At 59.5% G+C, this 21,264-nt stretch carries 20 protein-coding genes; 2 read left to right on the top strand and 18 right to left on the bottom strand.

Annotation, left to right across the window (positions count from 1 at the left end; all coding sequences use genetic code 11):
• Positions 1–18 precede the first annotated feature (18 nt).
• From ACOYXE_RS01485 to ACOYXE_RS01435, 11 genes are all read right to left on the bottom strand, one after another.
• Positions 19–1,002: a DNA polymerase III subunit delta' gene (locus ACOYXE_RS01485; RefSeq protein ID WP_160059007.1), complete on the bottom strand. Its 984-nt coding sequence runs from the start codon at positions 1,000–1,002 to the stop codon at positions 19–21.
• A complete protein-coding gene (gene tmk / locus ACOYXE_RS01480) occupies positions 995–1,627 on the bottom strand; it encodes a dTMP kinase (protein WP_007908268.1) in 633 nt (210 codons plus the stop codon). Before tmk ends, ACOYXE_RS01485 begins: the two co-directional genes overlap by 8 nt.
• Positions 1,628–1,646: 19 nt before the next feature.
• Positions 1,647–2,819, bottom strand: coding sequence for an endolytic transglycosylase MltG (gene mltG / locus ACOYXE_RS01475; RefSeq protein WP_160059008.1), 1,173 nt, complete (start codon positions 2,817–2,819; stop codon positions 1,647–1,649).
• 3 nt (positions 2,820–2,822) lie between these two features.
• Positions 2,823–3,638 (bottom strand): aminodeoxychorismate lyase, encoded by an 816-nt coding sequence (pabC, locus tag ACOYXE_RS01470; RefSeq protein WP_460927425.1) that lies wholly within the window; start codon positions 3,636–3,638, stop codon positions 2,823–2,825.
• On the bottom strand, positions 3,638–4,882 hold the full coding sequence (gene fabF, locus ACOYXE_RS01465) for a beta-ketoacyl-ACP synthase II (protein WP_093435430.1): 1,245 nt from the start codon (positions 4,880–4,882) through the stop codon (positions 3,638–3,640). Before fabF ends, pabC begins: the two co-directional genes overlap by 1 nt.
• Positions 4,883–4,993: 111 nt before the next feature.
• Complete coding sequence (gene acpP, locus ACOYXE_RS01460) at positions 4,994–5,230, bottom strand: acyl carrier protein (protein ID WP_003442511.1); 237 nt, start codon at positions 5,228–5,230, stop codon at positions 4,994–4,996.
• 196 nt (positions 5,231–5,426) lie between these two features.
• Positions 5,427–6,170, bottom strand: a complete 744-nt coding sequence (gene fabG, locus ACOYXE_RS01455) for a 3-oxoacyl-ACP reductase FabG (RefSeq protein ID WP_008086267.1) — start codon at positions 6,168–6,170, stop codon at positions 5,427–5,429.
• A gap of 16 nt (positions 6,171–6,186) precedes the next feature.
• Positions 6,187–7,125 carry an ACP S-malonyltransferase gene (fabD, locus tag ACOYXE_RS01450; protein ID WP_460927422.1) on the bottom strand — a complete coding sequence of 313 codons (939 nt, stop codon included), beginning with the start codon at positions 7,123–7,125 and terminating at the stop codon, positions 6,187–6,189.
• Between the two features lie 123 nt (positions 7,126–7,248).
• Positions 7,249–8,259: a phosphate acyltransferase PlsX gene (gene plsX, locus ACOYXE_RS01445; protein WP_160059011.1), complete on the bottom strand. Its 1,011-nt coding sequence runs from the start codon at positions 8,257–8,259 to the stop codon at positions 7,249–7,251.
• A 4-nt stretch (positions 8,260–8,263) separates the two neighbouring features.
• The gene (rpmF, locus tag ACOYXE_RS01440; protein WP_003179396.1) at positions 8,264–8,446 is read right to left on the bottom strand and encodes a 50S ribosomal protein L32; all 183 of its coding nucleotides are present in this window, start codon (positions 8,444–8,446) and stop codon (positions 8,264–8,266) included.
• A 13-nt stretch (positions 8,447–8,459) separates the two neighbouring features.
• Entirely contained in the window at positions 8,460–8,987 is a 528-nt protein-coding gene (locus ACOYXE_RS01435; RefSeq protein ID WP_160059012.1) for a YceD family protein, read from the bottom strand.
• Positions 8,988–9,092: 105 nt separating this feature from the next.
• Here ACOYXE_RS01435 and ACOYXE_RS01430 point away from each other — a divergent pair, with 105 nt between their 5' ends.
• Positions 9,093–9,671, top strand: a complete 579-nt coding sequence (locus tag ACOYXE_RS01430) for a Maf family protein (RefSeq protein WP_160059013.1) — start codon at positions 9,093–9,095, stop codon at positions 9,669–9,671.
• Between the two features lie 85 nt (positions 9,672–9,756).
• Here ACOYXE_RS01430 and sppA read toward each other — a convergent pair whose 3' ends face one another.
• The 3 genes from sppA to rluC are packed head-to-tail and all read right to left on the bottom strand — an operon-like array spanning position 9,757 to position 12,379.
• Entirely contained in the window at positions 9,757–10,746 is a 990-nt protein-coding gene (sppA, locus tag ACOYXE_RS01425) for a signal peptide peptidase SppA (RefSeq protein ID WP_460927419.1), read from the bottom strand.
• Between the two features lie 24 nt (positions 10,747–10,770).
• Positions 10,771–11,433 (bottom strand): HAD-IA family hydrolase, encoded by a 663-nt coding sequence (locus tag ACOYXE_RS01420; protein ID WP_160059015.1) that lies wholly within the window; start codon positions 11,431–11,433, stop codon positions 10,771–10,773.
• Entirely contained in the window at positions 11,420–12,379 is a 960-nt protein-coding gene (rluC, locus tag ACOYXE_RS01415; protein ID WP_038364486.1) for a 23S rRNA pseudouridine(955/2504/2580) synthase RluC, read from the bottom strand. Before rluC ends, ACOYXE_RS01420 begins: the two co-directional genes overlap by 14 nt.
• Before the next feature lie 699 nt (positions 12,380–13,078).
• Here rluC and rne point away from each other — a divergent pair.
• Entirely contained in the window at positions 13,079–16,306 is a 3,228-nt protein-coding gene (rne, locus tag ACOYXE_RS01410) for a ribonuclease E (protein WP_460927416.1), read from the top strand.
• 286 nt (positions 16,307–16,592) lie between these two features.
• Here rne and ACOYXE_RS01405 read toward each other — a convergent pair whose 3' ends face one another.
• The 4 genes from ACOYXE_RS01405 to ACOYXE_RS01390 are packed head-to-tail and all read right to left on the bottom strand — an operon-like array spanning position 16,593 to position 20,954.
• Positions 16,593–17,189 (bottom strand): nucleotidyltransferase family protein, encoded by a 597-nt coding sequence (locus tag ACOYXE_RS01405; protein WP_160059017.1) that lies wholly within the window; start codon positions 17,187–17,189, stop codon positions 16,593–16,595.
• Positions 17,186–18,166 carry an XdhC family protein gene (locus tag ACOYXE_RS01400; protein WP_160059018.1) on the bottom strand — a complete coding sequence of 327 codons (981 nt, stop codon included), beginning with the start codon at positions 18,164–18,166 and terminating at the stop codon, positions 17,186–17,188. The genes ACOYXE_RS01405 and ACOYXE_RS01400 overlap by 4 nt, the downstream gene beginning before the upstream one ends.
• Positions 18,166–20,487: a xanthine dehydrogenase family protein molybdopterin-binding subunit gene (locus ACOYXE_RS01395; RefSeq protein ID WP_460927415.1), complete on the bottom strand. Its 2,322-nt coding sequence runs from the start codon at positions 20,485–20,487 to the stop codon at positions 18,166–18,168. Before ACOYXE_RS01395 ends, ACOYXE_RS01400 begins: the two co-directional genes overlap by 1 nt.
• Positions 20,484–20,954: a (2Fe-2S)-binding protein gene (locus tag ACOYXE_RS01390; protein WP_034155364.1), complete on the bottom strand. Its 471-nt coding sequence runs from the start codon at positions 20,952–20,954 to the stop codon at positions 20,484–20,486. Before ACOYXE_RS01390 ends, ACOYXE_RS01395 begins: the two co-directional genes overlap by 4 nt.
• Positions 20,955–21,264: the final 310 nt, after the last annotated feature.

The raw sequence follows: 21,264 nt of genomic DNA, 5'->3' as shown, positions 1-21,264 counted from the left end.
GAGTCTAGGTACACATTCTTATCTTTGACCAGGCAATCCCGCCCATTGCACCAACAACGCTTCCAGCAGCAAGGCCGGATTGAGGTTGGCCTTGCTCAGGACTTTCTGTCGCTGGGCGAGAATCCAGTCCTGAATCTCCAGGACTTTGCCTTGCGCACTTTTCTGCGCCAGGTACTGCACGACTTTGCGCATGTCGGTCAGACCGAGGCCGGCTTCATCCTGAGTCAATTGATAACGCAGGATCAGGCTCGACCAATCGCAGAACCAGTCGAACAGACGCAGCATCGGAATGCTTTTCCATTCCTCCGCCAGTTGCGTCGGCGATTGCTGCTGCTTGAGCAGCTTCTTCACGCCTTCGACCACTTGCGCGCGCTGTTCACGCACGCCCTGCGATTGCAGACTGACCGCCATCAGCGGCGAACCGGCGGCCAGCGTCAGCAGTTCGACACGTTCCTCTTCGGAGCAATCCGGCAACGCCTGAGCCAGCCATTGCAGACTCATCGCCTCGCCCGGCAACGGGCAGGCCTGCTGCACACAACGACTCTTGATCGTCGGCAGCAAACGGCTGGTCTGATGGCTGACCAACAGCAAAACCGTATCGCCGGACGGCTCTTCAAGGCTTTTCAGCAAGGCGTTGGCGGCGTTGATGTTCATCGACTCGACCGGCTCGATCAGCACCACTTTGCGCCCGCCCATCTGCGCAGTCTGCACCACGAAGCTGACCAGATCGCGCACCTGATCGACCTTGATTGCCTTATCGGCTTCTTCCGGTTCGAGGATGTAATTATCAGGGTGGCTGCCAGCCTTGAGCAGCAGGCAGGATTTGCACTCGCCGCAGGCTTCCGGCGTCGGCCGCTGGCACAACAGGCTGGCCATCAGGCGTTCGGCCAACGCACGTTTACCGATACCGGCCGGACCATGCAACAGATAGGCGTGCGCGTGCTGCTTACGCCCGGCCAATTGTTGCCAGAGGCTGTCCTGCCACGGGTAGGCCTCAGCCACGGGCCAGCTCCAGCAGATTCGGAATCAGGGTATCCAGCGATTGTTGAACCTTGGCCAATGGCTGACCGGCATCGATGCGCACATAGCGCGCAGGATCGGCTTCGGCACGTTTGAGGAAAGCGCTACGCACGGCCTCGAAAAACGCCCGACCTTCCAATTCAAAACGATCCAGACGACCACGGGCACTGGCGCGGGCCAGACCGATTTCCACCGGCAGATCAAAAATCAGCGTCAGGTCCGGGCGCAGATCACCTTGCACAAAGGTCTCCAGCGCGGCGATGCGCTCCAGCGACAAGCCGCGACCGCCGCCCTGATAGGCGTAAGTGGAATCGGTAAAGCGATCGCACAGGACCACCGCGCCTCGGGCCATGGCCGGGCGAATCACTTCGGCCAGATGCTGGGCACGTGCGGCGAATACCAGCAACAGCTCGGCGTCCGGATTCATGACTTCGTCGGCCGGCGCCAGCAGCACTTCGCGGATCCGCTCGGCCAGCGGCGTGCCACCAGGCTCTCGGGTCAGCACCACTTCGATACCGGCGGCGCGCAGGCGCTCGGCAAGGTATTCGCGGTTGGTGCTTTTGCCGGCGCCTTCAGGGCCTTCAAGGGTAATAAACAAGCCAGTCACAGGCAGTCCTTAATCAACGTCATTGCGTGTTTTGTGGTTCGGCTTCTGGAGTCGGCGCTGGCGCCTGTGGTGCAACTTGTGGCAACGACTCCGGCGCTGTATCCGGAGATGTTGCAGGAATCGCATCCTCGACAGCGGGAGCTGCTTCAGGCGTTGTCGCCGGCGCAGGGCTGGAGCGGTAATCCGTACGACGCTTGAGCTGATACTCACGCACCGCATTGTTATGGGCATCGAGATCGTCAGAGAACACATGACTGCCGTCACCACGCGCAACAAAGTACAGGCTGGTGCCGTCCACCGGGTTCAGTGCCGCGTGAATCGCTTCGCGGCCAACCATCGCGATCGGCGTCGGCGGCAAGCCGGGGATCACGTAAGTGTTATACGCCGTCGGCTCTTTCAGATGTGCACGGGTCAACTTGCCGGTGTAGCGATCGCCCAGACCATAGATGACGGTCGGATCGGTCTGCAACTGCATGCCCAGGGCCATGCGACGCACGAAGACACCGGCAATCTGCCCACGCTCCTGCGGCACGCCGGTTTCCTTCTCGACCAGCGACGCCATGATCAGCGCTTGATAGGGTTCGGTGTACGGCACATCGGCAGAACGACTTTCCCACTCTTTCGCCAGCACTTCATCGAGGCGGTCAAAGGCTTTCTTCAGCAACTCGGCATCAGACATGCCACGCACGAAGCGGTAGGTATCGGGGAAGAACCGGCCTTCCGGAAACAGACCTTTATGGCCGATTTTGGCCATGACATCGCTGTCACTCAAACCGTTGAGGGTCTGCTCGACCTTGTCATCCTTGGCCAACGCGGCGCGCACTTGATGGAAATTCCAGCCCTCGACCAGCGTCAGGCTGTACTGCACCACTTCGCCACGCTTCCACAAGTCGATCAGACCGTTGACGGTCATACCCGGCTGCATGCGGTATTCGCCGCTGTGGATCGGTGTACCGGCGAGGTTGAAGCGCCAATAGACACGTAGCCAGAACGCGTCCTTGATGACGCCATCGGTTTCGAGGGAAAGGAACGTACGGGTCGGAGTGGAGCCTTTCGGCACATCCAGCAGTTCTTCCTGCGTGATGTTCAGAGGCTGTTCCAGTGCAGAGTGAATCTTCCAGGCGCTGGCGCCCATCAACAGCCCTGCCAGAACCAGTCCGGTTTCCAGCAGCAGCAAAAGTTTACGTCTCACAAATCAGGCATCCAGTAGGGCGCGGGCAATGGTTTGCAGTTTACGGGTGAGCGGGCCAACCGGCCAGCTCAGTGCAGCACAGGCGCGTACCGGCCAGACGCCATACACGCTGTTGCAGACAAACACTTCACCGGCCCATTGCAGCTGTTCGAGGCTGATGTCGGCGATCTGCGTGGGAATGGCCAGTGACTCGGCCTGAAACAATATTTCGGCGCGCATCACACCGGCGACGCCACAGCGCTTCAGGTCCGGTGTGATCAGCACACCGTCACGCACCAGAAACAGATTACTGAACACACCCTCGATCACTCGACCGACCTGATCAAGCATCAAGCCCTCGGCGTGCTCGCTGTCCTGCCATTCGGCACGGGCGAGAACCTGTTCAAGGCGATTGAGGTGTTTGAGTCCGGCGAGTAACGGCTGCTTGGCCAGGCGGGTGCTGCACGGGAACAGGCGAACGCCTTGTTCAGCATGCACAGCAGGATAAGCCGCTGGAGGATTGCCTTGCAGAATGCGGCGGCCCGGCGCCGTCGGGTCGGGCGCATAACCGCGCAAACCGTCGCCACGGGTGAGGATGAGCTTGAGCACGCCCTCGCCCATCGCTGCCGCATAGCTCAGCAGCTCGTGACGGATCAGCTCGATATCCGCCGCAATGGCCAGACGCGAGCAGCCATCGGCCAGGCGCGTCAGGTGTCGATCCAGCAGGATCGGCTGGCCCCTACGCACGGCTATGGTCTCGAACAGACCGTCGCCGTAAGCCAGGCCGCGATCTTTCAGCGACAGAGTGTCAGCCGGTTGACCGTCGACCCAGCTGTCCATCAGCCTGCGAACCGGCGGAACGCCAAGGTGCCGTTGGTGCCGCCAAAACCGAAGGAGTTGGACAGCACGACATCGATGTCCATGTTGCGCGCAGTGTGCGGCACGAAATCGAGATCGCAGCCTTCATCCGGCTCATCGAGGTTGATGGTCGGCGGTGCCACTTGGCTGTTGATCGCAAGAACGCTGAAGATCGCTTCAACCGCGCCCGCCGCACCTAACAGGTGACCGGTCATCGATTTGGTCGAGCTCACTGCCAGTTTGTAGGCGTGATCACCGAACACGGTCTTGATCGCATTGGCTTCGGCGAGGTCGCCGGCCGAAGTCGAAGTACCGTGAGCGTTGATGTATTGCACTTGATCGGCGTTGATCTTCGCATCGCGCAGCGCGTTGGTGATGCAGCGTGCTGCACCGGCGCCGTCGGCAGGTGGCGAGGTCATGTGGAACGCGTCGCCACTGGTGCCAAAGCCGATGAGTTCAGCATAGATGGTCGCGCCGCGCGCCTTGGCGTGTTCCAGCTCTTCGAGAACCAGTGCACCGGCACCGTCGGACAGGACGAAACCATCACGGCCCTTATCCCATGGACGGCTGGCGCGGGTCGGTTCGTCATTGCGGGTCGACAGCGCACGGGACGCGCCGAAGCCACCCATGCCCAGACCGCATGCGGCCATTTCGGCACCGCCGGCAATCATCACGTCGGCTTCGTCGTACATGATGTTGCGTGCCGCCATGCCGATGCAGTGCGTACCGGTGGTACATGCGGTGGCGATGGCGTAGTTAGGTCCCTGTGCACCCAGGTGGATGGACAGGAAACCGGAAATCATATTGATGATCGAGCCTGGCACGAAGAATGGCGAGATTCGACGCGGGCCCGTCTCATGCAGAGTACGGCTGGTTTCTTCGATATTGGTCAGACCGCCGATCCCCGAACCCATGGCCACGCCAATGCGTTCACGGTTGGCGTCAGTGACTTCCAGACCGGCGTTGCGCACGGCTTGAAAGCCTGCGGCGAGGCCGTACTGAATGAACAGGTCGAGCTTGCGCGCTTCCTTGACCGACAGGTATTCCTCGACATTGAAGCCCTTTACCGAGCCGCCAAAGCGGGTGGAATAGGCAGAAAGGTCGGTGTGTTCGATCAGACCAATGCCACTGCGGCCAGCCAGAATGCCCTGCCAACTGCTCGGCACATCCGTGCCCAGTGGCGACAACATACCCATACCGGTGACTACGACGCGTCTACGCGACACAGCACTCTCCTTTTTCAAATGACGACGACTTTGCATCAGGCCTAAAGAAAAAACCGCACGCCATGATGGCAGTGCGGTTTTTCCATGACAGCAAACAACGATTACAAGCTATTACGCCTGATGGTTGGTAACGTAATCGATTGCAGCTTGTACAGTAGTGATCTTCTCAGCTTCTTCGTCAGGGATTTCGGTCTCGAATTCCTCTTCCAGAGCCATCACCAGCTCAACGGTGTCAAGGGAGTCGGCACCCAGGTCTTCTACGAAGGAAGCGGTGTTAACCACTTCTTCTTCTTTAACACCCAGTTGCTCGGCAACGATTTTCTTGACGCGCTCTTCGATGGTGCTCATACCTTGTTTTCACTCCTAATGGACAAATTCAGGCAGCTGGCCAGTGGGTAAGTGTATAGAAAGACTTTTCAGTTTTTCAACTGAAAGCTTCACTCCTCAAACCCTGCAGCCCTCTGCCTATAAATAGATTGCAGCTTTATAACGGATTTTAGACAGCTCGTATGACATTTTTTTGAAGCAATCCGTCACATTTTACTTACATGTACATCCCACCGTTCACCGGGATTGTAGCCCCAGTGACGTATGCCGCACCGTCGGATGCAAGAAAAGCGACCACCGACGCGATCTCTTGAGCTTGCCCCAGACGACCCAGCGGAATCTGCGTCTGCAAGGCTTCACGCTGTGCTTCAGGCAGCTCGCGCGTCATATCGGTGTCGATAAACCCTGGAGTTACCGAGTTGACCGTAATCGAACGCGAACCGACTTCACGCGCCATTGCACGGCTGAAACCTTCCAGACCGGCCTTGGCGGCTGCATAGTTTACTTGGCCTGCGTTGCCCATGGCACCCACCACCGAGCCAATACTGATAATTCGCCCCCAACGCGCCTTGGTCATGCCGCGCAGAACGCCCTTGGACAGGCGGAATAGACTGTTCAGATTGGTATCGATCACGTCGTACCACTCATCGTCTTTCATGCGCATCATCAGGTTATCGCGGGTGATGCCGGCATTATTGACCAGGATCGCCACTGGCGCACCGAACTGCTCCTGAATGCTCGCCAGTACTGCGCTGACCGATTCATCGCTGGTAACGTTCAGCTCAAGGCCAGTGCCCTGAATACCGTTTTCCTTCAGGGTTGCCGCAATGCGCTCAGCGCCCGAAGCGGAAGTCGCGGTGCCAACAACGATGGCGCCCTGACGACCCAGTTCCAGTGCGATAGCCTGGCCGATACCGCGGCTTGCACCGGTGACCAGTGCAACTTTACCTTGCAGACTCATGCAAGTTTCTCCTGATTCAGGCTTGCGCTGCACGAGCGGCAGCGAAAGCGTCTGGGGTATTGAGGTTGGAAGTCGCGACGCCTTCGGCGCAACGCTTGTTCAGACCGGCCAGGACTTTGCCCGGGCCGCATTCGACCAGATTGGTCGCGCCCTTGGCGGCCAGAGTCTGTACCGACTCGACCCAGCGCACTGGCTTGTACAGTTGTTCGAGCAGGTCACGCTTGAGGGTTTCCAGATCGGCCGGCACTTGCGCGCTGACGTTCTGTACGACCGGGATCTGCGGCGCCTGCCAGTCGATGGCGGCAATGGATTCGGCGAAGCGTTCGGCTGCCGGGAGCATCAGCTCGCAGTGCGATGGCACGCTCACTGGCAACGGCATGGCGCGTTTGGCACCACGGGCCTTGCAGCCTTCAATGGCCCGCTCAACGGCTGCCTTGGCACCGGCAATCACCACCTGACCTGGCGAGTTGAAGTTGACGGCACTGACCACGTCACCTTGCGCAGCTTCAGCGCAGGCCGCCAGCACGTCAGCGTCTTCCAGACCGAGGATGGCAGCCATACCACCCTGCCCGGCCGGAACCGCTTCCTGCATCAGTTGACCACGGCGCTCAACGAGCTTCACCGCGTCAGCCAGTGTCAGGCTGCCAGCAGCGACCAACGCGCTGTATTCACCCAGGCTGTGACCGGCAACGAAAGCCGGACGCGCACCACCTTCAGACAGCCACAGACGCCACAGGGCGATCGAAGCGGTCAGAATGGCAGGTTGGGTTTTATCGGTTTGATTGAGCAGCTCTTCCGGGCCCTGCTGGGTCAGCGCCCACAGGTCATAGCCCAGAGCCTCAGAAGCTTCTTTGAACGTTTCGAGGATCGACGGATATTCCGCGCCCAGCTCGGCCAACATGCCGAGGGACTGCGAACCCTGTCCTGGAAAGACGAATGCGAGGGAAGCAGACATGTAACAAGCCCCTAATGATCTTGTCGTCGGAAAATGACGCCCCGCTGGGGGACGCAAGAAACTGACAGTTGGATGGCCCTTTGAACCGGGCGGTCACATTTAAGCATTGTCCGACGAAAACGCCTAAGACAACAAATCCTCCAGACGACCGTGGAGGCGCTCAGGCAGATTCTCCTGAATCTCGATCAGCGCCCGCTGAATCGCACTCTGAAAGCCCTGCACCCCGGCCGAACCGTGACTTTTCACGACGATGCCCTGCAAACCGAGAAAGCTCGCGCCGTTATGTCGCGCTGGCGCCAGATCCGCCTGCAAGCGCTTCATCAATGGCAGCGCCAAGGCACCGACCACACGGGAAGCGACGTTCTTTTTGAACAACGCCTCGATACGCACCGCGATCATCGTCGCCAGACCTTCGCTGGACTTGAGCAGGATGTTGCCAACGAAACCGTCACACACCACGACATCGGCCTCGCCACGATACAAACCGTCGCCTTCGATGAAGCCGATATAGTTGATACCGCGAGCAGCCTGCAACAGCGTCGCAGCGAGTTTGACCTGCTGATTGCCCTTGATGTCTTCGGTTCCGATGTTCAACAGCGCGACGCGTGGGCGATGAATACCCAGCGTCTGCGCCGCCACCGAGCCCATTACCGCAAACTGCAGCAGATGCTCGGCACTGCAATCGACGTTGGCGCCCAGATCGAGCAACTGGCAATAACCCTTCTGCGTCGGAATCGCGGCAACCATCGCCGGACGATCAATACCGGGTAACGTCTTCAGCACAAAACGCGACAGCGCCATCAGCGCACCGGTATTACCGGCACTGACACACGCCTGAGCCTTGCCGTCACGCACCAGTTCGAGAGCGACACGCATCGACGAATCCGGCTTGCCACGCAACGCCTGGGTCGGTTTTTCGTCCATGGTGATGACTTCGCTGGCCGCAACAATCGTCAGGCGCGCGCGATCGGCAGCCGATTGGCCGTTGAGCAATTCTTCAAGAAGGGAGGGTTGACCGACGAGGGTCAGGTGCAGCGAGGGCGTAGCAGACAGGCAAGCAAGGCTGGCCTGAACAATGCTGCGGGGACCGAAGTCCCCGCCCATTGCGTCAATCGCGATGACCTGAGCGGACAAGTGATTACTCGTCAGCGCCCTTGTCGATCACTTTACGGCCACGGTATACGCCTTCTGGCGATACGTGGTGACGCAGGTGAACTTCACCAGTGGTTTTTTCTACAGACAGGGTGCTAGCCTCGAGAGCGTCGTGCGAACGGCGCATGTCACGGGCAGAGCGGGATTTTTTGTTCTGCTGAACAGCCATAATTGATTAACTCCTAAACGTTTGGGTCACGCTTTAACTGCGCCAATACACTGAACGGGTTGGACCGCGTTGACTCGTCCTCGCTCGGTTCGGGCTCATCGAGACCCGCCGGCTGCTGGCATTCTTCCGGATGATGAGCAGGCACAATGGGCAAGGCGAGCAGAAGCTCCTCCTCGACCAGTGACTGCAGATCCAATGGATCTTCGCCCAGTTCCAGCACGTCATAACCTTTCGGCAACGACTGGGTATTCGCACCCTCTTTCACCACAGCATAACTGCATTCGCTGTGGATCGGCAGGGTGACCAGCTCAAGACAACGCTGGCAAACCATTTTGACCTCGGTGTCGATAAAGCTGTGAATTACCACAGATTTACGTTCATCTCGTTCAAAAACGAATTTCGCCTGCACCGTACCGACATTGTCGGAAAGCGGGTCGCAGAGTCTCTCCAAATCGGCCAGCAGCATTTCACCTTGAAGGGTGGTGCCACGATCAGCCAATTTGCGCGGGTCAACGTGAGGTGGAATCGGGTCATTCAACATAGGCGCAGCATTATAGGGATGCACCCACCCATGTCAAAGGAAATTGTGCCCTGTCCGTCACTTGCGTGCCTCCGCTAGAATTCGCATCTGCCTCAGGAGACGCGAATGCTGCCTTTATTACTCGCTTCAAGCTCGACATATCGTCGCGAATTGCTCGCCCGCCTGCACCTGCCGTTCGTCTGCAGCTCGCCGGATATCGATGAAAGCCACCGCCCAGATGAATCAGCGATCGAACTGGTCAAACGCCTCGCCGAACAAAAAGCCCGGGCATTGGCCGACAGCCACCCCGCTCATCTGATTATCGGTTCGGACCAGGTCGCCGTGCTCGGCGAGCAGATTATCGGCAAGCCGCATACTTTCGAAAAGGCTCGCGAACAATTGATGGCCGCCAGTGGCGCCAGCGTGACCTTCCTGACCGGCCTGGCCCTGCTTAACAGCAAAACCGGGCAATGCCAGGTCGACTGCGTGCCGTTCACCGTACACATGCGCACACTGGATCAGGCGCGCATAGAACGTTACTTGCGCATTGAACAACCTTACGACTGCGCAGGCAGCTTCAAGGCGGAAGGCCTTGGCGTGAGCCTGTTTCAGTCCACCCAAGGCCCTGACGCCACCAGCCTGATCGGCCTGCCACTGATTCGCCTGATCGACATGCTGCTGATCGAAGGCGTGCAAATCCCGTAAAGCAAAAGATCGCAGCCTGCGGCACCCCCTACACCGATCTGTGTAGGAGCTGCCGCAGGCTGCGATCTTTGATCTTTACAACGAATCAGCGCAACGAAGGCCCGTGGAACCCCATCCACATCGCCAACTGCTCAGCGACACTGGCACCGAGCTTCTTCGAGAAGCGATCGAACGGCGATTCCTGAACGGTGAAGTCCACCAGCTCCTTCTCGCCAATCACATCCCGCGCCACCGAACTGGCATTGCCCAGACCATCAATCAATCCCAGCGGCAGCGCCTGCTCGCCCGACCAGACCAACCCAGAGAACAGCTCTGGATGATCCTTGTCTTTCAGACGATCACCACGCCCCTGCTTGACGCTGTTGATGAACTGCTTGTGCGTCGTATCGAGCACGCTCTGCCAGAACGCTGTCTCTTCAGGCTTTTGCGGCTGGAACGGATCAAGGAACGACTTATGCTCGCCCGAGGTGTACGTACGACGCTCGACGCCAAGTTTCTCCATGGTGCCGACAAAACCGTAACCGGCCGCCGTCACACCAATCGAACCGACCAGACTCGCCTTGTCGGCGTAAATCTGATCCGCCGCACTGGCGATGTAATAAGCACCGGACGCACCCAGATCGGAAATCACCGCATACACCTTGATCTCCGGGTGCAGGCCGCGCAGACGCTTGATCTCGTCATACACATAACCCGACTGCACCGGACTGCCGCCCGGGCTGTTGATCCGCAGGATCACGCCCTTGACCTTCTTGTCCTCGAACGCCGCGCGCAGGCTGCCGACGATGTTGTCGGCGCTGGCCGGCTCTTTGTCGGCGATCATGCCGGTGACGTCGATCAGCGCGGTGTAGTTCGGTCCGCGCGCGGCGCTTTTTTCCACGTCCATCAGCGGCGTGAACAAAATCAGCGCAACAAACAGATAAACAAATGTCAGCAGCTTGAAGAAGATCCCCCAACGCCGCGAACGACGCTGCTCTTGCACACCGGCGAGCAGGGTCTTCTCCAACAGCTTCCAGCTTTTCTCGTCACCGCCGTCGGCACTTGCCTTGGCCGGTGCTTTCCATTCGTCGGTCATGCCATCCACCCCAGCAAAAACGTATTAAGCCTGCTGCCCCAGCCAGGCATGCAATTCAGAAAAACGGTCGATCGACAGACGTGGCTCGAACTGCTGCAGCGATTCGATCGATTGCGCGCCATAACTGACCGCGACCGAATCCATCCCCGCGTTACGCGCCATCAGCAGATCGAAGGACGAATCACCAACCATCAGCGCCTGCTGCGGACGCACACCACAATGCGCAAGGATCTGCTCCAGCATCAGAGGGTGCGGTTTGCTGGCAGTTTCATCGGCAGCGCGGGTGATATCGAAATAATCTTCCCAGCCATTGGCCTTGAGCACCCGATCCAGGCCGCGACGATTTTTGCCGGTGGCGACAGCGAGGTGATAGCCCTGCTCACGAAACGACGCCATCGACTCGACTACCCCTTCGAACAACGGCGAAGGCACGGCCTCTGCAGCGATGTAGTGATCGGCGTAATACTCGCGAAACAAGGTCATTTCGGCATCGCTGATCTCGGGGTACAACGTGCGAATCGCCTCGGGCAAGCCCAGACCGATAATGCCTTTGACGGCAAAATCATCACGCAACTCGAAACCGGAGCGCCCGGATGCAGAGTGCATCGCCTCGACGATCCGATGGATGGAATCGGCCAGCGTGCCGTCCCAATCGAAAATCAGCAGCTTGTAATCAGATGGGCGCACTCAATCGCTCCACGGTCTTGGCCCACATTTCATCGACCGGTGCCTGCAAGGTCAGCTTGCCACCATCGGGCAGCGGCACGGTCAGCATGTAAGCGTGCAGGAACAGGCGCTTACCGCCCAGATCACGGATTTCCTTGGTGAAATCCTCATCGCCGTACTTGCTGTCGCCAGCGATGCAATGGCCAGCATGCAAGGTGTGCACGCGAATCTGGTGGGTACGACCGGTAACCGGTTTAGCCTCGACCATGGTGGCAAAATCACCGAAACGGCGCAGCACCTTGAACATGGTCAGGGCTTCTTTGCCTTCTTCGTTGACTTCAACCATGCGCTCGCCGGAACGCAGATTGCTCTTGAGCAACGGCGCACTGACTTTCTTGATCGAGGTCGCCCAGTTGCCACGCACCAGCGCCATGTAGCGCTTGTCGACGCCATCGCCGCGCAATTGCTCGTGCAAGTGGCGCAACATGCTGCGCTTTTTCGCGATCATCAGCAGGCCGGAGGTATCACGATCGAGACGGTGTACCAATTCCAGCTCTTTGGCATCGGGACGCAACTGACGAAAGGCTTCGATCACCCCGAAGTTCAAGCCACTACCGCCGTGAACCGCAATGCCGGCGGGCTTATTGATCACGATCAGGGCTTTGTCTTCGAAGACAATCGAAGCTTCCAGGCGCTGCAACAGACCCTGTGCCAGCGGCACCGGCTCATCGCGCTCAGGCACGCGAACCGGCGGCACGCGCACGATATCGCCAGCCTGCAGCTTGTATTCGGGCTTGATCCGACCTTTGTTCACACGCACTTCGCCTTTGCGCAAAATGCGGTAAATCAAGGTCTTGGGCACGCCTTTGAGCCGAGCGAGGAGGAAATTGTCGATTCGTTGGCCGGCATACTCCGGCGAGACTTCAAGCAATTGAACGCCTGGAGTCGAAGGGGCAGTAGTTGTCATGCCGCGGATGATAACAATTTTTATGGAATTGAAGCACTTAATCATTACTGCTATAGTCGCGAACGCCGCCAAAAGCGGCCTGGACAGAGGAACCACGGTCAAAAACCGGCCCTGACCAACGCAATTCACCAGGACGCGAGGCCGTCCTACGGGGCTTTCGCTACGTAACGGTGGAGTTTGCAGTTGTAACAAGCGCAGGTGACATGAGGCCTGAATTACACCGCCGAGCAGAGTTTTTACTCGCCTGGCAGGCACATATTCAAGGCCAGTTCACAAAGTGCAGTCAGCTGCAGATGACCCCGAGCGAATGTTTCGGAAACAACGCCTGAATTAGCCATGATGCGTGACCTCCCCTTTCGGAGCTCACGGTAAATGCCAACCCGCTGCGGATTCTGCGCGCGGCAGCACCCGAATTATCAGGGATACGTGTAGGGTGGAGATGCACAACCGCTGGACTGTGTAGCAATAGGCTTTATCAAGACGCTTCATCTCGTCCACAGCCGCTGGTTGATTCCTCCTCCTGACTGAGTGCTTAAGTAGCCACAGCAAGCAGGACGCGTACGTCGCTATATCGGCCCAATTGGCCGCATATCGCTGGACACGGGAATGGCCAACCACTCCCGACGCACCTGACACCGACCGTGAGAAGTCGTGTGTGCCGAACGCCGTTTCCGGCAGCCCGGAAACCGACGGTACTACATGAAAAGAATGCTGATTAACGCAACTCAACCCGAAGAGTTGCGTGTTGCACTGGTAGATGGCCAACGCCTCTACGACCTGGACATCGAATCCGGTGCACGCGAGCAGAAGAAGGCCAACATCTATAAAGGCCGCATCACTCGCATCGAACCAAGCCTTGAGGCTGCCTTTGTCGATTTCGGCTCCGAGCGCCACGGCTTCCTGCCCCTCAAAGAAATCTCCCGCGAATACTTCAAGAAAGCTCCTGAAGGCCGCGTCAACATCAAGGACGTCCTGAGCGAAGGCCAGGAAGTCATCGTTCAGGTCGAAAAAGAAGAACGTGGCAACAAGGGCGCAGCCCTGACCACCTTCATCAGCCTGGCCGGTCGTTACCTCGTGCTGATGCCGAACAACCCGCGTGCCGGCGGCATCTCCCGTCGCATCGAAGGCGAAGAGCGCAACGAACTGCGTGAAGCGCTGAACGGCCTGGTTGCACCGGCCGACATGGGTCTGATCGTGCGCACTGCCGGCCTGGGCCGCAGCAGCGAAGAAATGCAGTGGGACCTCGACTACCTGCTGCAACTGTGGACCGCCATCAAAGAAGCCTCGCTGGATCGCTCCGCGCCTTTCCTGATCTACCAGGAAAGCAACGTGATCATCCGCGCGATCCGCGATTACCTGCGCCAGGACATCGGCGAAGTGCTGATCGACAGCGTTGAAGCCCAGGACGAAGCCCTGACCTTCATCCGCCAGGTGATGCCGCAGTACGCCAGCAAGATCAAGCTGTACGAAGACAGCGTGCCGCTGTTCAACCGTTTCCAGATCGAAAGCCAGATCGAGACCGCTTTCCAGCGCGTCGTTGAACTGCCTTCCGGCGGCTCCATCGTCATCGATCCGACCGAAGCCCTGGTGTCCATCGACATCAACTCGGCGCGCGCCACCAAAGGCAGCGACATCGAAGAAACCGCTCTGCAGACCAACCTTGAAGCCGCCGAAGAAATCGCCCGTCAGTTGCGCCTGCGCGACATCGGCGGCCTGATCGTCATCGACTTCATCGACATGACCCCTGCCAAGAACCAGCGCGCCGTGGAAGAGAAAGTCCGCGAATGCCTGGAAGCCGACCGTGCTCGCGTGCAGATCGGCCGCATCTCGCGCTTCGGCCTGCTGGAAATGTCCCGTCAGCGCCTGCGTCCGTCGCTGGGCGAAAGCAGCGGCATCGTCTGCCCGCGTTGCAACGGCACCGGCATCATCCGCGACGTTGAATCGCTGTCGCTGGCGATCCTGCGCCTGATCGAAGAAGAAGCTCTGAAAGACCGCACTGCCGAAGTGCGCGCTCAGGTGCCAATCCCGGTCGCCGCGTTCCTGCTCAACGAAAAACGCAACTCGATCACCAAGATCGAACTGCGCACCCGTGCCCGCATCATCATTCTGCCGAACGACCACCTCGAAACCCCGCATTTCGAAGTTCAGCGTCTGCGTGACGACAGCCCGGAAGCCGCGACCAACCAGTCCAGCTACGAAATCGCTGCTGCCGCTGCTGAAGTCGAAGAAGTTCAGCCAGCCGCTGCGACCCGCACCCTGGTTCGCCAGGAAGCAGCCGTTAAAACTGCACCGGCCCGTGCCAACGCTCCGGTTCCGACCGAAGCCGCCGCGCCTGCCGCTCCAGCACCGGCCCCGGTTACCGCGCCAGAGCCAAGCCTGTTCAAAGGCCTGGTGAAATCGCTGGTCAGCCTGTTCGCCACCAAAGAAGAGCCAGCCGCTCCGGTTGTGGTTGAAAAACCAGCCGCCGAACGTCCGGCCCGCAACGAAGAGCGTCGCAACGGTCGTCAGCAGAGCCGCAACCGTAACGGTCGCCGCGATGAAGAACGCAAGCCGCGCGAAGAACGTGCCCCACGTGAAGAACGTGCGCCACGCGAAGAGCGCGCTCCACGTGAAGCCCGTGAAGTCCGCGAGCCTCGTGAAGCCCGTACCGAAGCGCCAGTTGCCCGTGAAGAACGCGCTCCTCGTGCTCCGCGTGAAGAACGTGCTCCACGTGCACCGCGTGAAGACCGCAAGCCACGTGGCGAGCGTGAAGAACGTGTACGTGAACTGCGCGAGCCTCTGGACGCCACTCCAGTGGCTGAAGCTACCGCAGCCGTTGTCGCTGAAGAGCGTCCGGCCCGTCAGCCACGTGAAGAACGCGCACCGCGTCCGCCGCGTGAAGAGCGTCAGCCACGCGCCGAACAGGCCGCTGCTGCCGTCGCTGAAGAAGAAGTGAACAGCAACGAAGAGCAACTGCCGGAAGACGGTTCGGAGAACGCCGAAGGCGATCGTCCACGTCGTCGTTCGCGCGGTCAGCGTCGTCGCAGCAACCGTCGTGAGCGTCAGCGTGATGCCAACGGTAACGTGATAGAAGGTTCGGAAGAATCCGAAGCCGGCGAAAACGCTGAAGAGCCAAGCACCGCCGATCTGGCCGCAGGCCTGGCTGTTACCGCAGCCGTTGCCAGCACCGTGATCAGTGCTCCGGCGGAAGCCCAAGCCCACGAGCAAGCTGAACTCGCCACCGCCACTGTGCAGGAAACTGCTCCAGTGGAAGCGCCAGTTGTTGAAGCGACTACGCCAGTGGAAGTGATTGCTGCTCCGGAAGTCGAAGTGGCACCGGTTCAGGAAACCCTGCCTCAGGTAGAGCCAGCTCCAGCCGTGGTTGCCGAGCCGGCGGTTGAAACCGTCGCTGAAACCGTGACCGAAACCGTGCGTGAAGTTCGCGAAGAGCAGACCGCTTTCAACTGGGTCGCCGAGCCGGCTGTTGCTGAAACACCAGCGCCAGTGGTTGAGGCACCGGTTGTTGAAACGCCAGTGTTCGAAGCTCCTGCGGTTGAAGCTCCTGTGGTTGAAGAGACCAAATTTGCCGAGCCAGTGGTCATTGCTGAACCAGCACCGGTTGTCGAAGCACCTGTCGTTGCCGAAGCGCCAGCTCCAGTGGTTGAAGCACCGGCTCCGGTCAGCGCCCTGACACCAAGCGGCCGCGCGCCGAACGACCCACGTGAAGTGCGTCGTCGCAAGCGTGAAGAAGAGCGTCTGCAGAAGGAAGCCGAACTGGCTGCCGCTGCTGCTCCGGTTGCTGAAGTGGTCGAGGCAGCGCCTGCCCCGGTCGCTGAAGAAGCGGTTGTCGAAGCGGTGATCGCTGAAGCACCACGCTCCGTTCAGGACGCGGTCGAGCAGCACCAGGAAGCCGAGGAAAAAGAACACGAGCCTAAACCACTCGTGTAATTTCCAAAGCCAATAAAGAGCCCCGCCCGGTGAAAACCTGGCGGGGCTTTTTTATGCCTCGATTTTTTGTGGTGGACTCTAGATCCACCCCCCTCGCCCCCAGCCTTTTCACCAAGGGACGAGGGGGAAAGGGCGCCGATTTGCGCGGTTTTCAGATATTGAGTTCAACTGGATATTTCAGGTCGATGTACCTCGAAAGAACACCTGGATCAGTCCCCTCTCCCTCTGGGCGGTCCGACGCTTCGGGAGGGCTAGGGTGAGGGGCTCTTAGGAATTTACGCAGCTCTCAAGACGAAGCAAAAACCAAAGCCTCAGGCACATCGATATCCCAAAGCACTCCAGGATCATCCACCGCCACTTCCACCAACCTGCCCTGCTTGAACAACGGCCGAGCCCCTCGATCGCCACTCAAAGCCTGCAACCCCGCACCAAACGAACGCCCAAACCCCACTGGATGGCCAAACTCGCCATCCTGCACCGGCACGCTCACCGCATCGTCGGCAATCGCCGCAACGACTCGTTCAATACTCGACGGCAAGATAAACGGCATATCCCCCAACACAATCAACCAGCCATCCGCCTCCGGGCACGCCGCGACGCCAGCGGCAATGCTGTCACCCATTCCGGTCGATTCGATCGAGACCACCTCACAGCCGTAAGCCTGGGCCATGCGCATTGCCTGCGGCCGCGCCTCAGTCGTCACCATGACGCGCTTATCAAGACCGGCCGGCAGATTCACCAACACCTGCTCGATCACCGAACGCACCGCACCATCACGCCCGGTGCAGTCCGCCAGCAACTTGTCCTTGTCCGCACCCGCCACCTGGCGAAAGCGACTGCCCTCGCCCGCTGCCAGCACAATCACTGCAATGGATCGACTCATGCGCCCTCCAGTGTTTTCTTCTGCTTCAACTCGACACCGTTCTTGATCGCGACGATTTCTGCCAACAAGGACAAGGCAATTTCCGCCGGTGAATGACTGCCGATGTGCAGACCGATGGGCCCGTGCAGTCGATCGATCGCCTGTACCGACAAGCCTAGCTGAGCGAGATTCTCCCGACGCTTCTGACTGTTGACCCGAGAGCCGAGCGCGCCAACATAGAAGGCTGGCGAATCCAGCGCCGTGAGCAACGCCATATCATCCAGACGCGGATCATGAGTCAGCGCGACAATCGCCGTGCGCTCATCGGTCTGGATGCTCAGCACCGCGTCATCCGGCATGCCCGGGACGAAACGCCCGTGGTGCTCTTCCCAACCGTAGACAAACTCGGTACGCGGATCGCAAATCAGCACCTCGAAATCCAGCAGCCGCGCCATGTCCGCGACGTAGCGCGACAACTGTCCGGCGCCGATCAACAACAATCGCCAACGCGGGCCGTAGATGGCTCGCAGGTTTTTGCCGTCGAACGCCAGCGAATCAGACTTGCTCGCCGCCGACAGCAACACTTCACCGGTTTCAATGTTCAGCTCACGGGCGACGATCTCGTGCGCTTCACAACGCGCGAGCAATTCGGCAACCCACGCAGGATCGCCAACCCGCTCTCCGGTCAGGCGCAACGTACCGCCACAAGGCAATCCGAAGCGCGCCGCCTCCTCTCGCGTGACGCCATAAGTGATCAACTGCACCGGCGGCCCATCGCTGGCGATGCGGCCGTCGTGCAAACGGGCAATCAAGTCATCCTCGACGCACCCGCCCGACACCGAACCGATCACCACGCCATCCTCGCGCAACGCCAACATCGCGCCGGGAGCGCGAGGCGCCGTGCCCCAGGTCTGCACCACGCTGAACAGCACCACCCGCTGTCCCGCGCGGCGCCACTCAAGGACGCTGCGCAGGACGTTGAGGTCGACGCTGTCCATTACGCCTCTGCCTTCTGCCAGCCCTGCAACTGATAGCGCACCGGCAGGTTGCGAATACGCTTGCCGGTGGCGGCGAAAATCGCGTTGCACAGCGCCGGGGCAATCGGCGGTACGCCCGGTTCGCCGACACCGCCCAACGGGACGTCGCCCGGTGGCGTTACCAGATGCACGGCAACTTCCTTCGGCGCCAGCGACATGCGCGCCACTTCGTACATATGGAAGTTGTCCTGCTGGACCTTGCCGTCCTTGAAGCTGATTTCGCCCAGTACTGCGTTGCCCAAGCCCATCACGCAAGCGCCTTCGAACTGCGAGCGAATACGTTCTGGGTTGATCTGCGGCCCGCAATCCACGGCAATATCAGCCTTATGCACGATCAGCGTGCCATCGTCCTTGACCTCGACTTCGATCACCGCCGCCACATAGGTGACGAAGCTGTAATGCACCGCCAGACCGAGACCACGCCCCTTCGGCAGTTTGCGCCCCCAACCGGCAGCTTTCGCGGCGGTTTCCAGCACGGCGCGCATGCGTCCGGTATCGATCGGATAACGCTCGGGAGACTCACCGTAGTTCCACTCTTCGCTCAAGGTACGCGGGTCGATCTGCCGATCCGCACCGAGCAGTTTGATCTGGTACTTGAGCGGATCTTCGCCGGCCTTGTGCGCCAACTCATCGACGAAGCTCTGAATTGCGAAACCATGGGGAATGTTCGACACCGAGCGATACCAGCCGACTCGCGTGTGCACGGTGGCTTCGGGGTTTTCCAGGCGCACGTTAGGAATGGCGTAGGCCATGTTGGTGAAACCCATGCCCAGTTCGAACGCGGCTTCATGGTTCATCCCCGGCGCGAACAGCGCGGTGATGCTCGGTGCCACGGTGCGATGCAGCCAACCGGACGGCATGCCGTCCTTGCCCACGCCCGCCTTTAGATACTCGGCGGACACGGTGTGGAAATAGGAGTTGTGGATGTCATCTTCACGCGTCCACTGCACCCGCACTGCTTTACCGGGAAACTCCTTGGCGAGGATCGCCGCCTCAACAACGAAGTCCGGCTTGGATTTGCGCCCGAAACCGCCGCCGAGCAGTGTGACATTAAAGGTGACGTTGTCGAACGGCAGACCAAGGCGCTCGCCGATTCGTTCGCGGGTAACTTGCGGCGCCTGACTTGGCGCCCATGCCTCGCAAACCCCGTCCTGGTAACGGGCGATGGCGACCATCGGTTCCATCGGCGCCTGCGCCAGATGCGGCAGATAGTAAGAAGCTTCAAGGGTGCTGGCCGCGCCACTCAACGCCTTGTCGATATCGCCAGTGTTGCGCACCACTTTGCCGGGTTTCAGCGAGGCGGCTTCGAGTTCCTTGCGATAGGCAATCGAGTCGTAACTGGCATTCGGGCCATCGTCCCACTCGATTTTCAAAGCTTCGCGGCCCTTGATCGCTGCCCAGGTATTGCTGGCCACGACAGCCACGCCGCCTAACGGCTGAAATTCCGAAGGCAGCGGACGCCCTTCAATCTGCATCACTTTGAGCACGCCGGGGACTTTCAGCGCCGCGCTGTCGTCCAGCGATTTGACCTTGCCGCCGTAAACTGCCGGGCGCGCGATGGTCGCGTACAACATGCCGTCGAAATGCACGTCAGCACCGTACACCGCACGACCATTGACGATGTCGTCACCGTCGATGGCCTTGGTGCCTTCTTTGCCAATGTAGCGAAATTCCGATGGCTGCTTGAGGCGCAGGCTGTCACGCGCCGGTACTGCCAATGCGCTGGCCGCGGCGGCGAGTTCGCCATAGCCCAGCTCACGGCCGGACGGTTTGTGAATGATTTTATGCAACTGCGCGTGACATTCGCCGACCGGCACTTTCCACTGCGCAGCGGCAGCTTGCTCGAGCATGGTCCGCGCCGCCGCGCCACAACGCCGCATCGGTTCGTACCAGTGACGCATGCTGCGCGAACCGTCGGTGTCCTGGTTGCCGAAGCGCACCTCATCACCCGGCGCCTGCTGCACTTTGACGTGCGCCCAATCGGCTTCCAGCTCATCAGCGACGACCATAGTCAGACTGGTACGCACGCCCTGGCCCATTTCCGAACGGTTGCACACCACGGTGACCGTGCCGTCAGCGGCGATGCTGACGTAGACCTTCGGATCATCGATCCAGCCATTGGGCATGCCATCGGCGCCGAACTGTTTCGGCTTGTCCTCGGCCAACGCATCCTGCCAGCCCCAGCTGGCGGCCAGCACCAGTGCACCGGTAGCGCCGACGCCTTTGAGGAAACCACGACGGCTGAGATTGCTCAGGGCGAAATCATTCGGAAGGCGACTCATGCCTTGGCCTCCTTCAAGTGAGTGGAAGCCTGACGAATAGCGGTTTTGATCCGGTTATAGGTGCCGCAACGGCAAATGTTGCCGACCATGGCTTCTTCGATCTGCTCGTCGCTCGGATTCGGGTTGGTCTTGAGCAACGCCGTGGCCGACATGATCTGCCCACCCTGACAGAAACCGCATTGAGCCACAGCACTGTCGAGCCAGGCTTGCTGGACCACCTGCCCGACCGGGTCAGCATGAAGATTATCGATGGTAGTAACGTTCTGCCCGACCACCGAGCCAATCGGCGTGATGCAACTGCGCGCCGGCAAGCCATCGATGTGAATGGTGCAGGCGCCACACAGGCCCATGCCGCAGCCGAATTTGGTGCCGTTGTAACCAGCAACATCGCGAATAGCCCAGAGCAGCGGCATGTCTTCCGTGACATCAAGTGAATGGTCTTGGCCATTGAGTTTCAGGGTAATCATGGGCACGCCCGCATATTTTTAGTGGTTATCGGGTCGAGCAATCTGCCGCCGTTGAATCGGCGGTGGTTCACGCAGATCGACTCAGGCTAATCAGGCTCTCTTGTGCCGACGCGAACGTCTGCACCGGGCCTTTTGTGAAGCAAATGACGGTTATCGTTAGCTCGCTAAGTTAACCCAACATTAACGAAAAAGCCCTGCTGAGACAGGGCTTTTCAGTTACGAGCTTTTAGCTACAAGCTGCAAGTAAAAGCAGTAGCTGGCTCACCATCAAGATTGTAGCTTGCCGCTAAAAACTTGAAGCTCGCAGCTG

The sequence above is a fragment of the Pseudomonas sp. MC6 genome, assembly GCF_054790575.1.
The sequence above is the reverse complement of the archived record's forward strand: the minus strand, read 5'-3'. Positions and strand labels throughout refer to the sequence as shown.